20 protein-coding genes and 1 tRNA gene are annotated in these 12,801 nt (G+C 39.4%); 6 read left to right on the top strand and 15 right to left on the bottom strand.

Annotation, left to right across the window (positions count from 1 at the left end; translation table 11 throughout):
• Positions 1-220: 220 nt before the first annotated feature.
• Together HCJ66_RS06365 and HCJ66_RS06360 are read right to left on the bottom strand one after the other, a co-directional pair.
• The gene (locus HCJ66_RS06365) at positions 221-688 is read right to left on the bottom strand and encodes a DUF4274 domain-containing protein (protein WP_036059182.1); all 468 of its coding nucleotides are present in this window, start codon (positions 686-688) and stop codon (positions 221-223) included.
• 23 nt (positions 689-711) lie between these two features.
• Entirely contained in the window at positions 712-930 is a 219-nt protein-coding gene (locus HCJ66_RS06360) for a helix-turn-helix domain-containing protein (protein WP_233230983.1), read from the bottom strand.
• Positions 931-1,019: 89 nt separating this feature from the next.
• On the opposite strand from HCJ66_RS06360, the gene HCJ66_RS06355 reads away from it, so the two are divergent.
• Positions 1,020-1,301, top strand: coding sequence for a hypothetical protein (locus HCJ66_RS06355; protein ID WP_036059178.1), 282 nt, complete (start codon positions 1,020-1,022; stop codon positions 1,299-1,301).
• 265 nt (positions 1,302-1,566) lie between these two features.
• Here HCJ66_RS06355 and HCJ66_RS06350 read toward each other — a convergent pair whose 3' ends face one another.
• The 8 genes from HCJ66_RS06350 to HCJ66_RS06315 all read right to left on the bottom strand — a co-directional run bounded on the left by HCJ66_RS06350 (position 1,567) and on the right by HCJ66_RS06315 (position 6,650).
• Complete coding sequence (locus HCJ66_RS06350) at positions 1,567-2,049, bottom strand: immunity protein YezG family protein (RefSeq protein ID WP_036059176.1); 483 nt, start codon at positions 2,047-2,049, stop codon at positions 1,567-1,569.
• Between the two features lie 51 nt (positions 2,050-2,100).
• Positions 2,101-2,547, bottom strand: coding sequence for an SMI1/KNR4 family protein (locus HCJ66_RS06345; RefSeq protein WP_036059172.1), 447 nt, complete (start codon positions 2,545-2,547; stop codon positions 2,101-2,103).
• A 35-nt stretch (positions 2,548-2,582) separates the two neighbouring features.
• Entirely contained in the window at positions 2,583-3,074 is a 492-nt protein-coding gene (locus tag HCJ66_RS06340; RefSeq protein ID WP_187132364.1) for an immunity protein YezG family protein, read from the bottom strand.
• Entirely contained in the window at positions 3,071-3,577 is a 507-nt protein-coding gene (locus HCJ66_RS06335) for an immunity protein YezG family protein (RefSeq protein ID WP_233230982.1), read from the bottom strand. The genes HCJ66_RS06340 and HCJ66_RS06335 overlap by 4 nt, the downstream gene beginning before the upstream one ends.
• A complete protein-coding gene (locus HCJ66_RS06330; protein WP_187132363.1) occupies positions 3,558-5,063 on the bottom strand; it encodes a DNA/RNA non-specific endonuclease in 1,506 nt (501 codons plus the stop codon). Before HCJ66_RS06330 ends, HCJ66_RS06335 begins: the two co-directional genes overlap by 20 nt.
• Positions 5,050-5,361: a hypothetical protein gene (locus HCJ66_RS06325; protein ID WP_187132362.1), complete on the bottom strand. Its 312-nt coding sequence runs from the start codon at positions 5,359-5,361 to the stop codon at positions 5,050-5,052. The genes HCJ66_RS06330 and HCJ66_RS06325 overlap by 14 nt, the downstream gene beginning before the upstream one ends.
• A 19-nt stretch (positions 5,362-5,380) precedes the next feature.
• Positions 5,381-5,677 carry a hypothetical protein gene (locus tag HCJ66_RS06320; protein WP_187132361.1) on the bottom strand — a complete coding sequence of 99 codons (297 nt, stop codon included), beginning with the start codon at positions 5,675-5,677 and terminating at the stop codon, positions 5,381-5,383.
• 91 nt (positions 5,678-5,768) lie between these two features.
• A complete protein-coding gene (locus HCJ66_RS06315) occupies positions 5,769-6,650 on the bottom strand; it encodes a helix-turn-helix domain-containing protein (protein ID WP_187132360.1) in 882 nt (293 codons plus the stop codon).
• Between the two features lie 368 nt (positions 6,651-7,018).
• On the opposite strand from HCJ66_RS06315, the gene HCJ66_RS06310 reads away from it, so the two are divergent.
• Positions 7,019-7,213 carry a hypothetical protein gene (locus HCJ66_RS06310; protein ID WP_187132359.1) on the top strand — a complete coding sequence of 65 codons (195 nt, stop codon included), beginning with the start codon at positions 7,019-7,021 and terminating at the stop codon, positions 7,211-7,213.
• Positions 7,214-7,248: 35 nt separating this feature from the next.
• On the opposite strand, the gene HCJ66_RS06305 is transcribed toward HCJ66_RS06310, so the two are convergent.
• A complete protein-coding gene (locus tag HCJ66_RS06305) occupies positions 7,249-7,572 on the bottom strand; it encodes a helix-turn-helix domain-containing protein (protein ID WP_187132358.1) in 324 nt (107 codons plus the stop codon).
• 245 nt (positions 7,573-7,817) lie between these two features.
• Here HCJ66_RS06305 and HCJ66_RS06300 point away from each other — a divergent pair, with 245 nt between their 5' ends.
• Positions 7,818-8,078, top strand: a complete 261-nt coding sequence (locus tag HCJ66_RS06300) for a hypothetical protein (protein ID WP_187132357.1) — start codon at positions 7,818-7,820, stop codon at positions 8,076-8,078.
• 160 nt (positions 8,079-8,238) lie between these two features.
• Here the strand turns inward: HCJ66_RS06300 and HCJ66_RS06295 are convergent.
• Positions 8,239-8,328: transfer RNA gene (locus tag HCJ66_RS06295), tRNA-Ser, on the bottom strand.
• Positions 8,329-8,436: 108 nt separating this feature from the next.
• Complete coding sequence (locus HCJ66_RS06290) at positions 8,437-9,600, bottom strand: GNAT family N-acetyltransferase (protein ID WP_187132356.1); 1,164 nt, start codon at positions 9,598-9,600, stop codon at positions 8,437-8,439.
• A 173-nt stretch (positions 9,601-9,773) separates the two neighbouring features.
• Here HCJ66_RS06290 and HCJ66_RS06285 point away from each other — a divergent pair, with 173 nt between their 5' ends.
• Positions 9,774-10,400, top strand: coding sequence for an FMN-dependent NADH-azoreductase (locus HCJ66_RS06285; RefSeq protein WP_181676271.1), 627 nt, complete (start codon positions 9,774-9,776; stop codon positions 10,398-10,400).
• A 55-nt stretch (positions 10,401-10,455) separates the two neighbouring features.
• Here the strand turns inward: HCJ66_RS06285 and HCJ66_RS06280 are convergent, their stop codons facing one another.
• Positions 10,456-10,914 (bottom strand): SRPBCC family protein, encoded by a 459-nt coding sequence (locus HCJ66_RS06280; protein ID WP_181676272.1) that lies wholly within the window; start codon positions 10,912-10,914, stop codon positions 10,456-10,458.
• Between the two features lie 3 nt (positions 10,915-10,917).
• Positions 10,918-11,250 (bottom strand): MerR family transcriptional regulator, encoded by a 333-nt coding sequence (locus HCJ66_RS06275; protein ID WP_187132355.1) that lies wholly within the window; start codon positions 11,248-11,250, stop codon positions 10,918-10,920.
• 164 nt (positions 11,251-11,414) lie between these two features.
• Here HCJ66_RS06275 and HCJ66_RS06270 point away from each other — a divergent pair, with 164 nt between their 5' ends.
• Both HCJ66_RS06270 and floA read left to right on the top strand, forming a co-directional pair.
• A complete protein-coding gene (locus HCJ66_RS06270; RefSeq protein WP_036090969.1) occupies positions 11,415-11,720 on the top strand; it encodes an NfeD family protein in 306 nt (101 codons plus the stop codon).
• Positions 11,717-12,652, top strand: coding sequence for a flotillin-like protein FloA (gene floA / locus HCJ66_RS06265; protein ID WP_036059155.1), 936 nt, complete (start codon positions 11,717-11,719; stop codon positions 12,650-12,652). Before HCJ66_RS06270 ends, floA begins: the two co-directional genes overlap by 4 nt.
• Positions 12,653-12,801: the final 149 nt, after the last annotated feature.

Here is a 12,801-nt window from a genome sequence, read left to right as displayed (position 1 = left end):
TCTGCTAACAAAATACCTTCCTTCTTGAAACTCTTCATAATAATTCAATACCTGTACCTCAAGTTTTTGTAAGTCAGCAACTGGGTTTTTAAGCAGATTTTCAGTTAACTGCTGCCAATGAAATTTTTACAATTACCGATATTAATAAATAGCAAAATTAAAAATCTAAGTTCAGAGAAAATGTTGCTAGTTCTGATTTCAATTAGATTTTTGTGTTGAATTATATCATAGGAATCTCAATATCATTTCCCTCTATACCATCCAAGAAAAAACCGGGTATGTTTGGATTCGATTTTTTCAATTTAAATAGTTGTACCTTAGTCAACTCTGGATAATATGAAATACTGCTGCGCTTGAAAACATCCATCTCAAGTTTGGAATAAACCTCCGTTATAAATTTACTCCATTCATCCAGTCCCGATTGTTCAACACTTTCTTTATCTACTAGTAATCTAATACCGTCAGACAAATAGAACATCATTAAACCCGTTGACATGTCACAGTTATTATTAGTAATTATCGCCCTAGGTATACTAAATCCGTTATCCCAATTATAATTTGCCGCAAGTACATAAAGCATTTCTGAATCTCCAATGCTCGCCACTTGTTTTGTGGCTTCATTCAAATCCTCAGAATACAGAATTGCCTCTATACAACTAATTTTTTCACTGTCGAGTCCTCCGTGCATAATATCTCCTCCATAAACCTTCATTAATGAGATTCTATACTTATTATCTCCCTTATATCATCAATTTCGAGCGCCTCTGCAATCCTTTCAATATGTCGCAATGAAATTCTCTCATGCTTATTATTTGACAGCTTATTAATAATCGAAGGCTCAATATCAGATAACCGTGCAAGTTCTCGTAAAGATATATTTCTGCTCTCCACCAGATTCTTCAAGTTAATAATTACATATCTACTCAACATGCTCATCCCTTTCTGTTGTTTATAAGAACATCATATAGTATAATGTGTAATCATATGGTGTCGCTAAAGACATCAGAAAGGAGTTATTGATGAAAAATTTAGATATTGATTTTCAAGAATTTGTTCTTACCCGAATTGAAACCCTTATGGAAAGCCCTTCAACTGATAAAAAATTAGCGGAATTTAATTCTAATTGCACTTCCTTATTAAATGAATTATTTTTACAATTAGACGAAGATGACCAAGCGCTAGATCTTTTAAATCGTTATGAAAAAACCATCCTTAACTATGAACAACTTCTTACTCAACACATTTATAAGCTAGGATTTAATGATGCTAAAACTCTGTTATTCCAAAACCATATTGTATAAACACCAAATAAGACATTGAACCCAAACACAGTTCAATGTCTTATCTAATCATTAATCTTATTTAATTCTTTTTAAACCAACTACATCATCTGTTCAATTTACTAAGCAGCATGCAGCACGCTCCTCCGCCATTATTTTCAATTAATAAAGCTTAGTATTTTGTTGGAAGTTTAACACCCCACATATTTTCCTCGTTGCTTACTATGTCTTTTGTAGGTAATGGTAATACGACTGAACCTTTTTCTATGCGCATTTTATACTCCACTCACTTTTTCTTGCTTGCATCTTTTTTATACTTCTCAATTAACTTGCAACCACTTACATCCTTAATGTTAGGCAGGATACCTAGTTTTTCATACTTCCAAATTTTAACCCGCTCAATATAATCATAGCCATCCTTCTCCAAGTCATCGTAGCTGTATTGAATATTGAACTTGCCCTCAGAATCCAGACTTAGATTTAAACTTTTCCATGGTTCTTGTTTATTATCAATAAATTCATTCCATAAATCTCTTAATAATCCATTTAAATTGCTCAGTCCATTTTGAACTTCATCCATATCAATGTGCTCCATATCTTCAATATCCAAACTATAGATGGGATCTTTGCCTTCAACCAGATAATAATAAAAGAAAGTTGCTCCTCTGTATTGATCCATTTCAGAGTAAAGTAAGAACCGGCTCCAGTCCTCTGGAATAACATTATTCACTTGATTAGCTATTTCTTGATACAATGCTTCCATACTCATTTAATACCCTCTCTACTGTAACTAGCTTTCTAAATTTATCATTCTATAGAACTATTTTTCTGGTTTTAGTCCAGAGATAAAAGTGCTAAACGGAGTTGCCAACTTATAAACATTCTCCTCATCACTAGACCCTTCTAATTCTTGCCCATTATCCCAAAAATATATTCCTTCTTGATCCCCTTCACATATTAGAATAAATAATCCAGAGCCATATTCTGTCCCTATGATTAATGCTGACTCCATCAATTCATCACCGTACTCTTTATACCAGCTTTCTAAATCAAAATTATCATTTTCGTTAACTCCCAATAACGCGCCTAAAACAATCTCTTCGCCATTAGATGGGATTATCATAGACAAATAATTTTCTGCTGGAACCCCACCATTTTTATTCACCAAAAATTGTTTATAGTCTTCTGGAAATTTTAGTTGCATCTCTTTTTCTAACCTAATAATCTCTTGCATTGACAATGTGCCAAAACCTTTAATTTTATGCATATCCGTTGCTCCTTAGCGGCAAACGATTTTTAATACTATTTCCCCTTGCTAGATTTCTTTTTATAGTTTTCAATTAGTTCTATACCACTTATATCAGTCGGTTTGGGTAACATGTTTAATTTCTCATATTCCCAAATAGCTATGCGATCAACATAATCATAGCCATCTTTCTCTAAATCTTCATAGCTGTATTGGATGTTAAATTTGCCCTTTGAATTTAAAGTGAAGTTTAGACTTTTCCATGTTTCTTGTTTGTTTACAATAAATTCATTCCAAAGTTTTCTTAATAGATCACTTAAATTGCTCAAACCGTTATCTACCCCTTCTACGTCTACACCCTCTATATCCTCAATATCCAAGCTATATATCGGTGTACTATTACCCATAGGATAATAGTAAAAGAAAGTTGCGTCACTGTGTTCTTCCACCTCTGAATATAATAGAACCTCACTCCATTGCTCTGGAATTATCATATTGAGTTCTGTCGCTATTTCCTGATAAAGTGAATTAACATTTTCATTACTCATTTATTTTTGTTCGCAATATAAGCCTCTACCATACTCAATTCATCATCCCGCCCAGCTTTAGGCAAGATACCTAGATGCTCATATTTCCAAACGATAACTCTCTCAAAATGATCATATTTACCCGCATCCAAATCCGTATAATCATAATCGATAGTGAAATCGCCTTCTGCATCTACCTCAAATGTTAAATTAGTCCATGGCTCATGTTCATTTCTTATAAACTCTTCCCACAAATCTCTCAATAAATTACTCAATTGGCTTAAATTATCTTGTGTTATATCTTCATCCACACCATCTATGTCTTCAATGTCCAGACTATAGATTGGTTCCTTACTATTTTTAGGATAATAGTAAAACATTGTTGAATCGCTATATTTATCCACCTCGGAATAAAGCTTAAATTTATCCCATGCTTCTGGTATTGTCTCTATGACCTGTGTTGCGATCTTTTGATATAATTCGTCTAGTATTTTAGTCTCCATTTTATTTGCTTCCATACTCATTTAATAGCCTCCTTGATACTTTTTCTCCATCTATTGAATAATTGATATTAAACGCTACTGGTCGTTTGGATGTACCAAGATACTCAGGTCTAATATCGACAATTACTTCTTTACCTTGCGATAACGCAGCTGCCCATTTATTTTCGATTTGCTTATATGCACTAACGTTTACATTTCCGTTCATGGCAACAATATTATCAATAAGTGGCGACCCATTAAATCTAGTCGCTATTAAATGTCCACCATGATCTCCTTGTGTACTAGGAGCTATAATACGATCTTCTCCACCCGCCTTAAGTTGATGAGTGGTATTCCTTGTACCGTTCACAGCTGTCAGTTTACCTTTAGCTTGTTTAACTCTGCTAAGCTCATCTGTCTTATACATATATCCTTTACTATCGTACTTAACATTTGGCTTTAATTCAAATTCACTCAAAAAATGGCTATTATCATTAAGAACAATTCTACTAGATGTCCCTTTAAGCTTCACATTACTATATATTTTACTGACATTGCTTTTAGGCACCTTAATCCCTTTTGATTTCATAGCTACTCCGCCTAATAGAACAAAAGAGACAATAGAAATACTCTGCATTTTAGTTAAAGGTACATCGGGATTAAGTGTATTGATACCCTTCATTGCATCTAGCATATAATCCGTCATGAAATCGCCAGTTTCTTCGGATGTCACTTTAATTGTACCATCTTTTAAGCCGTCGTTGTAGGCAATACTTGCTTCTGCGGTTTCGCGATTCGTGATACCATTTTTACTTAAAACCCAATAGCTACCTTCCAGCGTCTTCGTGTAATCATCGAAATTATACGTTTTCTTCGGCTTCTTCTCTGGTACTAGATGGTTCAGCCAGCCCAATTGCATTTTACTGGAATCGTAGGTGTGTGTTGTCGCATTGAATGCTTTTCCGGCTAGGATTTCATTCACGCCCGTCTTCACCTGATACATCCGCGATAAAACATCGTGCATCACGTTCGTATGACTATGCTCAAAATCCAGATACCGTTCTAAAATCTTGATCTCCTCTTTGATTTGCATCATCGACGTTTCCAGTCCCAGCTTCATGCCTATCTGTTGCCCAAGGTTCAAGTTGCCCGTCATCGAATCCATCGCGTGCGTGAAGTCATCCAACAAATTCTCTGACCGCCTGATTTCCGCATACAGCGCATCTAATTTATCCGAATCCAATCGCGAGTCAAACGCATCATCCACCTGCGCTTCAAAGTCCTGCACATACTTCTTCAAAATCCGATCCGCTTCACTCAAACACTCGATGGTCGTGTCTACGATGGGATAGTGCACCGTTTCATAATAGCTTTTCGCGCTATCGACAAATTCGCCTTTAATCTCACCATCCGCCACTAACTTCGCGACGGCTTTTCGATAATCGCTCAGTGCGTCCCGTAACCGTTCACTTTCTCGTAGAAACTGTCCTACAAAATAACGTACTTCCCCAATCTCAATCCGTGGCATGCGCATCAGCCTCCTTCGATGCAAATTTAGCTCGCTGGTGAGCGCGACGCGATTCCTGTATCGCATCATCCACGGCGTACATCTGTTTTTTCCGCTTCTGCCATTCTTCCGTCATCGTTTCTTCCACGAGTCCTAATCGCTGTCGTGACCGATTCCCCTGCCACGCATCCTGAAAAGTATGTAACACATTCTCTTGCGCCCGTTTCGCTTTTGAAAATAGTTGCTCCAACTCTTCAAACTGTCGCTCTTTCTTGATTTGTTCTTTCCAAGCATCTTCTTCCCGTTGTCTTGGTTGCATTGCTATGTATCCCCCTTATCTATTTTTTACTGCCCACCCATTCGATTCCTTGGTGTAGCATGTCGCCCAGCGCTTTTTCTGAGGCAACAAATGCTTTCTCCACATTCTTCAAATTCGCTGTATCTTTTTGAAACGCAGCTGGAGCGGATGCTGTCATTTGCGCAAACTCCATCGCGCCTTCTACCAGTTGCCGCGCACTACCTGTGGAATACGAAACGCTTGGCTTAGGCTGTAACTTCAACCTATTTGTTGTCGCTTGAATCGCACTCGCATGTTCGGCTAATCGACCGCTTGGTAATTGTATTTTTTTCGCCATATTATCCATCCTTTCATTATTTTTTCTTAAAAAGCTTCCTCTCATTTTTCTAGCACCTTTATTATACAATTTCTAGCATAGACCGGCAAACTCAATTTACCGGAGCCGCTTCTAATTCGGTAATAAAGTTCCTCCAAGAATGATCAATATCATCGGCTAATTGTTGTTTCTTACTTAATGACAGAATTGCAATCGCATTGTCTATCAAGATTTGCGCCTCTTCTATTTCACCATGAGCATGCTTCACTTTTGCTATTTCTGCATTGGCAAACGACATGGTTACTAAATTATCGGCTGCATATGACAAATCTCTCGCTTTTTCGACAAGCGGTAGCGCCGTAGCATACAACCGTTTGGAAATACGATAGCCGCCAGCATTCAGTAAGAAAGCGATTCGCGTGCCTTGTATATTCTCATACGTGTTATATTTTTCGAATTCTTTGTCGATTCGTTGCACAATTTCCAGCGCACGTTTTTCTGGGAAAATGTAAAACAATTTCGACATGACGTAAATCTGTTCATACGTCCATATTTTTTGTTCCTCGATACGATCATAAATAGCAAACGATTTCGGGGAGTCAATTTCATACGTATCCGACTCGCTTATCTCAATGTAACTATCTAAGATAACTTTTAAATCTTGTATAAACATGTCGCGCGGGTTATTCTCTATGTATTGTTCTATGCGGTGTTTCAATTCGACATTTTCTTTGGCATACAAACTATGTCGCATGGCGCGTACGTCTTTGAATAATGTGGTACGCTCATCGTACGCATAGCCATTCAATATGAACATAAATTCGTCTAAACTCACATGCAATTCGCTGATGATATCCAAAAACGTATTCACCCGTGGTACCGTGTTATTCACTTCAATATTGCCGATGGTACTTTGCTTGATGTTTTTAAAAGCGCGTTGACTCATGTTTAAATTCTTTCGCAGGTAAGCGAGTGTACTTCCAATGGGTTTCATATATTTTACTCCTTCGATTGTATTTTGGGTCAAATGAAAAATGGAACTATTTGTGTGATATACTAAGATTTAACAAGTGAAGAGTGAGGTGAATTTACATTGAAAAAAGTGCTTGCTTCTATGTTAACGGTTACTTTTCTACTAGCTACAGTCAGTCTAGTAGTGGCGGAAACTCCAATCGCCCAAACAATGATTAATATTCATACAGGTTGAATGTAAAAAAGCCGAAGCCTATTCTTTCCAATCCCGACGATTGTGTAACGAAAGATAGACCTCGAACATGTACTTAGTCTACCATATATTATGAAAAAGTAAAAAAGAAAATGAGTGATGAATGAGCATCATATTATCGTAGGAGTGAGGCTGAGATGGGATTAAAACACGGGTTACTATTAGAACATGCGAAAAAAAATAAAATGCATTACAAAAAGATAATAGAGATAATTGATCAAGATAGAATTAGTAAAGATGAATTGATGGTAGCAGGATACACAGAAGATGAAGCATTTAAAATATTGTTTATACTTAACGGTGCATTTTTATCAACACTAGCTTGCAAATAATCCTCGTCCTATTGCCGCCTTTCTTGGGCGGTTTTCTATTTATCCTTTTTTTGATTTTCAACCGTTTTTATCAAATGCCTGATGGATTCCGCAAAATCACTATTTTGCTCCATGTAATCGATAATATCTTGTATTTCAGGGGAATGACCATTTTCTTGCGTTGGATTATCTGATCTGCCGAGTAGGTAATCCACGGAAACGTCAAGATAATCCGCAACCGCGCGAAGCTTATCACTGGTGGGAGCATTGGTTTTCCAAGCGTAGATTGAATTTTCTCCTATATTTACACTGCGAGCTAAGTCTTGAAGCGACATGCCTCTCGCTTTGCAGAGCTTTTTTATACGTTCAAAGGTTATCATTTTACCCTCCCTAGTTCCATATTACTTTTATTAATTTCGATAAAAAAACTTGATTTTTATTAAATCCAATGATAAAGTATAGCCATAAGTCGATTTATCCGCTTACAATGACTGCAACAAATGTTATGTACTTACAAGTTATGGATTCATTTTATCAAATTTAATAATCCGAGTCAATATTAGAGAGAAAAACCCAAAATCATGAATGATGTATCGTTATAAACTATAGAAAGAGGTGATCACCTTTGATTCCAAAAACATTCGAACAAGACTTTGAAAATTTTTGCTCGATGCGCTTGCGGGCGATGTTTGAAGATGAGGTCAACCACAAAACATACCAAGAAAAAAGTGCCGCCTTTTATCAAGTGCGCGACCAGATGGAAGAACAATTGTTTCCCGCCGTTCTTCCCTTTCTCGATGAGCTGGAGAAATTACAAGTGGAAACCTTTGCGTATATTTATTCGGTAGCTTTTAAAGAAGGTTTACAGTTTTCACAAAATAAATAGCAAACTTCCCTATTCAAAGCAAAAAAAAGCTCTTATCCTCGTTTTAAGGATAAGAGCTTTTTCTATGTTACCTTTCATACCCCTCAAACAAAAAAACACCATAAATCGCATAATATCAATGATTCACAGTGTCTTCTCTTCTTCCTTCATTTCCTAAAAACGGAGAAACGGGGATTCGAACCCCGGCGCGGCCTGAACCGCCTAACAGATTTCGAGTCTGTCCCCTTCAGCCGGACTTGGGTATTTCCCCAACATGCAGATGCTTGCCAAAATACGCTCTAAAAGTCGTACCCTGAACAATCACAAGTTCCATTCTAATGCATTTTTTCGTAAAAATCCAGCGTTTTCTCTCCATTTTTTAAAAAGCGTCGTAAAAATCGCTCCGAACATGTGGAATCGCTTTTTCCCAGGTCGCAATCGTTACCTCACTCGCCGTCGCTTTCCCGTAATACACGAGGTCGCGCGGTCGCACAAAGCCCATCACCATCTGCCCTAATGCTTGAATCGTGATCGCCAAAACAGGCTCGCTGGTCTGTTCTAACCGCCTCACAATGCTGCCTCGAATTTCAAAAATCCCGTCATTCCACGGCGCGGTCTCATCTTCCACTTGGAGGTATAGCGTATTTTCCGTTCGCGCAAATCGATATTTCCCCAAAAAGGCTTCCACATCCACGATTCGCATCATGAAGTCCAAAATCTCACGTTTCTCGAAATCTGGTGACGGAAAAGCAAGCGCGATATCCCGCAAACTGCCCACATTTTTTGCAACAACGCGGTCCACCATCATGCCATGCGTCCCAACGAATCGCCATAATCCTTTTTCGGCCTCGTAATCCAGCGCGACCATCTCGTGTACCTTAAATACTTCCGAATCCAGCGTAAACAACATATACCCCATCGTCACGCCGTTCATATCACAGTAAACCGCAATTTCCTTCGTATGACCACGGCGCGCCAATCGTAACCACCACGCATCATCGCGCATCATCATGCCGCTTTTTTTCGTCAGCGCGAATCGATTATACAGCTCGCGAACGACCGAGATACCCGTCCCATCTTCACTCGAAAAGCGCATCACACGCCCTGGTACACTTCCCATATCCGGTAATGCATGGCTCGGAATTTCCACCTCTATTTTTTCCGTGAATACTTCATACCCGAATTTCCGATAAAACGGTATGGAGAACGGGCTCAAATAGGAAACCAACTGCCCGGCTTCCTTCATTTTAACAAGTGATTCCTCCATCAGACGGCGAATCAAGCCAGCATTCCGATACTCCGGATAACTCGCCACATACGCAATGCCACCCATCGAAAATCGTTCACCCAAAATCGAAACGCTGAGCGGATATGTCAAAACCTGCGCTAGTAAATGCTCGCCGTAAAACAACCCCAGACGCCGCGCATTTTCTGCCCAATAATTAAAATCTGCTTCTCCACCAGATGCAGGAACTCGAAACGCATAGTCGCGCAATTCCTTCACTTTTCCAATCTCTGAATCCTTAATTTCCCTCATTTCCATGCCGACACCCCCATTCTTCTTTATTTTAGCACAAAATGCGTCTAATTGTTCACGAAAACGTTTTCACTTACTTTTTACAACATGCTAATTTTTTGTAAGCATATTACTTGAAGTGTAGCGTGCAATATTATACACTGTAAAAGTAATCAAAACATATTGGAGGAATTTATAAAATGGCTAATGTATTATTTATTAAAGCAAACGGTTTACCAGCGGAACGTTCCGTGAGTGTGAAATTATACGAAGAATTCTTAAAAAACTATACGGCAAGCAATGCAGGGGATACAATCACTGAACTTGATTTGTTCCAAGCAGACCTTCCTTATTATGACGCAACGATGATGAGCGGCCTTTACAAAGAGTCGATCGGCGAAACATTAACGCAAGACGAAGCTCGCCTAGCAAAAGTTGCAAACAGCTACCTAGAACAATTTTTAGCAGCTGACAAAGTTGTGATGGCATTCCCATTGTGGAACTTCAGCATCCCAGCACAATTCCTAACTTACCTATTCTACTTAAACCAAGCGGGTAAAACATTCAAATACACATCAGAAGGCCCAGTTGGTCTTGTAACAAATAAAGAAGTTGTACTATTAAACGCACGCGGCGGCGTATACTCAGACGGCCCAATGGCAAACTGGGAAATGTCTCTTAACTACGTAAAAAATATCTTAACTCACTTCGGTATCACGAATCCACAAACCGTTATCGTAGAAGGCCACAACGCAGCACCAGATCAAGCACAAGATTTAATCGCAGCAGGCGTAGAAAAAGCAGCTGCTTTGGCTAATAAGTTCTAATTTAAATGTATAAAAATAAGTCTAGCTACTCGTCAAAAAGTGGCTAGACTTATTTTTATACTATATCCTTCAAAGCCTCCGATTCCACACGCTTCATGAAATCATCCACAACCTTATCATTATTCTTCGATCCGCCAAGCTTCATCAACGTTTTCCCAAGAAAGTTAACGCCTTGATTCGAGCCATAATAAATGAACCGCGTCGTATCCTCATCTATTTTTTCTAGCGTAATCGACGTCTCAATTTTGAAAGCTTTCGCTAACACAAAACCGCTCGTATTATGCTTACGATCCGGCGTATCCTCATGCTCCAAATCCTCGACAATATACGTCTCCACACGCTTACCTTCCTGATATTTCTGCCGATAAGTCGAGCCAACGATACCTTCTTTCCTCTCAATCACTTCATTTTCAACTACTTGAGGCATCACTCGCTGCATATTTTCAAGCGCAAATAAGTTCCAAACCACCTCGATATTCGCCTTAATCGCCATTTCCTCATGCCACTTCATCATGTTTCATTCCTCCATTTCCAAAAATCCATCAATCTCACTAATAATCGCCTCCGTGTCCGCAATTCGCTGACGCAAAGCCACCTTCTTCTCCCTCAAAATTTCCTCCAGCTCATCCAGCAAACGCTCATGGACTACCGTCAACATTTCCTGAATCGAAAAATCAAATCGGCGCAAATAAACGAGCAATCTCGCTACCAAAAACGAGTTGTTATCATAATAACTATATTTATTCCGAGGTTCCACAAACACAGGCACTAGCAACTCTATCTGCGCATAATATCGCAAAGTTTCCTTCGTAAGCCCAGTCATCTCTGCAAACTCTCCAATTCGATACATGCTTCCCCCTCCTCATATCCAGTATAAACCATGTAGCGCACCACGGTGTCAATATCGAACTTTCGTGAAAAATTTCATACTATTTCCACATTCCTCCCCACACCTAACGCAAAATAGGTTATACTAGAGGTAAGCAATCTATTATCAAGAGGATGGTGAGCATAATGTCGCGAGAATATACCGAAGATGATCTTGTATACGGCGAATCTTGGGGACTTGTACATCGTGGTTTCTTAGCGGATAGTGAAATCGAACGAATGAAAGCGCTACGAGATAAAGTGATGGGCAAGCACGGAAAAGCCGGAACAACTTTGAAACCGATTGGCAGAGTTATCATTGATGGTGAATGGTATGACGCTAGGCTAAAAGACGGCTATTTAGATATAGGAACTCCTATCGTTGTTGTCGGCATTGATATTGGCTATGTATTAGTAAACGAAGACCTAAAAAGAGAGGAAGATAATTCATGATTGGACCAATTATTATCGCAGTTTTAGTACTTGTAGTTTTGATTATATTTTTCACACTAGTACCAGTAGGCCTATGGATCAGCGCCATTTCCGCGCAAGTTCGCGTAGGACTGGGAACACTTGTCGGCATGCGTTTGCGCCGGGTAACTCCTTCCCGCGTTGTCAAACCACTAATTAAAGCCGTAAAAGCCGGGCTTGACCTAGAAGTAAACCAACTGGAAAGCCATTACTTAGCTGGTGGTGACGTCGATAAAACCGTTGATGCTCTAATTGCCGCGCACCGTGCCAATATTCAACTTGATTTTAGCCGTGCCGCAGCGATTGACCTTGCAGGACGTGACGTTTTAGAAGCCGTTCAAACTTCCGTTACACCCAAAGTTATCCGCACACCTGAATTTACCGGTGTTGCTCAAAACGGTGTTGAAGTAAAAGTTATCACACAAATTACCGTGCAATCCAATATCGACCGTATCGTCGGTGGTGCCGGTGAAGATACTGTTATCGCGCGTGTCGGTGAAGCCGTAGTCTCAACAGTCGGTGAAACTCGCGAGCATACCGATGTACTCGAAAACCCAAACAGCATTTCGAAAAAAGTACAAGAACAAGGTCTTGGCGATGGCACAGCCTACACGATTCTATCGATTGATATTGCCGAAATGCGTATTGGCGATAACATCAAAGCCAAACTAGACATCGAAAAAGCAAACGCGGACATGGAAGTTGCTCAAGCCGCAGCATCCAAACGTAAAGCAGAAGCGATCGCACTAGAACAAGAAAACCGTGCAGTCGTAGTTGCCGCCGAAGCCGAAGTTCCAAGAGCCCTTGCAAAAGCACTGGAAAAAGGGAACCTTGGTGCAATGGATATTTACCGTATGGATAATGTTCAAGCGGATACGACAATGCGGGAAGCAATAGCGAAGGAAGACAAATAAGTTTCGTGAGCATTGTCGTTGTTTAGCGGGTAGGATATTCACTTTGTTCATATCCATATTGATGCTGTAACTCATCTTATTCGAACAGCCTCAACAATGCGCGAGGCTATTGCGAAAGAGGACAAATAAGTTTGGTGGGCATTGTCGTT

The organism is Paenilisteria portnoyi (assembly GCF_014322795.1).
GTDB classification, from domain to species: domain Bacteria; phylum Bacillota; class Bacilli; order Lactobacillales; family Listeriaceae; genus Listeria_A; species Listeria_A portnoyi.
Note: the sequence above shows the minus strand (reverse complement) of the source record. Positions and strands in the feature narration are given on the sequence as shown.

What these genes read in the sequence shown, in the direction of transcription:
- HCJ66_RS06365 (WP_036059182.1), bottom strand. Translation starts at nt 688, where the DNA reads ATGCACGGAGGACTCGACAGTGAAAAAATTAGTTGTATAGAGGCAATT.
- HCJ66_RS06360 (WP_233230983.1), bottom strand. Translation starts at nt 930, where the DNA reads ATGTTGAGTAGATATGTAATTATTAACTTGAAGAATCTGGTGGAGAGC.
- HCJ66_RS06355 (WP_036059178.1), top strand. Translation starts at nt 1,020, where the DNA reads ATGAAAAATTTAGATATTGATTTTCAAGAATTTGTTCTTACCCGAATT.
- HCJ66_RS06350 (WP_036059176.1), bottom strand. Translation starts at nt 2,049, where the DNA reads ATGAGTATGGAAGCATTGTATCAAGAAATAGCTAATCAAGTGAATAAT.
- HCJ66_RS06345 (WP_036059172.1), bottom strand. Translation starts at nt 2,547, where the DNA reads ATGCATAAAATTAAAGGTTTTGGCACATTGTCAATGCAAGAGATTATT.
- HCJ66_RS06340 (WP_187132364.1), bottom strand. Translation starts at nt 3,074, where the DNA reads ATGAGTAATGAAAATGTTAATTCACTTTATCAGGAAATAGCGACAGAA.
- HCJ66_RS06335 (WP_233230982.1), bottom strand. Translation starts at nt 3,577, where the DNA reads ATGAGTATGGAAGCAAATAAAATGGAGACTAAAATACTAGACGAATTA.
- HCJ66_RS06330 (WP_187132363.1), bottom strand. Translation starts at nt 5,063, where the DNA reads ATGCCACGGATTGAGATTGGGGAAGTACGTTATTTTGTAGGACAGTTT.
- HCJ66_RS06325 (WP_187132362.1), bottom strand. Translation starts at nt 5,361, where the DNA reads ATGCAACCAAGACAACGGGAAGAAGATGCTTGGAAAGAACAAATCAAG.
- HCJ66_RS06320 (WP_187132361.1), bottom strand. Translation starts at nt 5,677, where the DNA reads ATGGCGAAAAAAATACAATTACCAAGCGGTCGATTAGCCGAACATGCG.
- HCJ66_RS06315 (WP_187132360.1), bottom strand. Translation starts at nt 6,650, where the DNA reads ATGAAACCCATTGGAAGTACACTCGCTTACCTGCGAAAGAATTTAAAC.
- HCJ66_RS06310 (WP_187132359.1), top strand. Translation starts at nt 7,019, where the DNA reads ATGGGATTAAAACACGGGTTACTATTAGAACATGCGAAAAAAAATAAA.
- HCJ66_RS06305 (WP_187132358.1), bottom strand. Translation starts at nt 7,572, where the DNA reads ATGATAACCTTTGAACGTATAAAAAAGCTCTGCAAAGCGAGAGGCATG.
- HCJ66_RS06290 (WP_187132356.1), bottom strand. Translation starts at nt 9,600, where the DNA reads ATGGAAATGAGGGAAATTAAGGATTCAGAGATTGGAAAAGTGAAGGAA.
- HCJ66_RS06285 (WP_181676271.1), top strand. Translation starts at nt 9,774, where the DNA reads ATGGCTAATGTATTATTTATTAAAGCAAACGGTTTACCAGCGGAACGT.
- HCJ66_RS06280 (WP_181676272.1), bottom strand. Translation starts at nt 10,914, where the DNA reads ATGATGAAGTGGCATGAGGAAATGGCGATTAAGGCGAATATCGAGGTG.
- HCJ66_RS06275 (WP_187132355.1), bottom strand. Translation starts at nt 11,250, where the DNA reads ATGTATCGAATTGGAGAGTTTGCAGAGATGACTGGGCTTACGAAGGAA.
- HCJ66_RS06270 (WP_036090969.1), top strand. Translation starts at nt 11,415, where the DNA reads ATGTCGCGAGAATATACCGAAGATGATCTTGTATACGGCGAATCTTGG.
- floA (WP_036059155.1), top strand. Translation starts at nt 11,717, where the DNA reads ATGATTGGACCAATTATTATCGCAGTTTTAGTACTTGTAGTTTTGATT.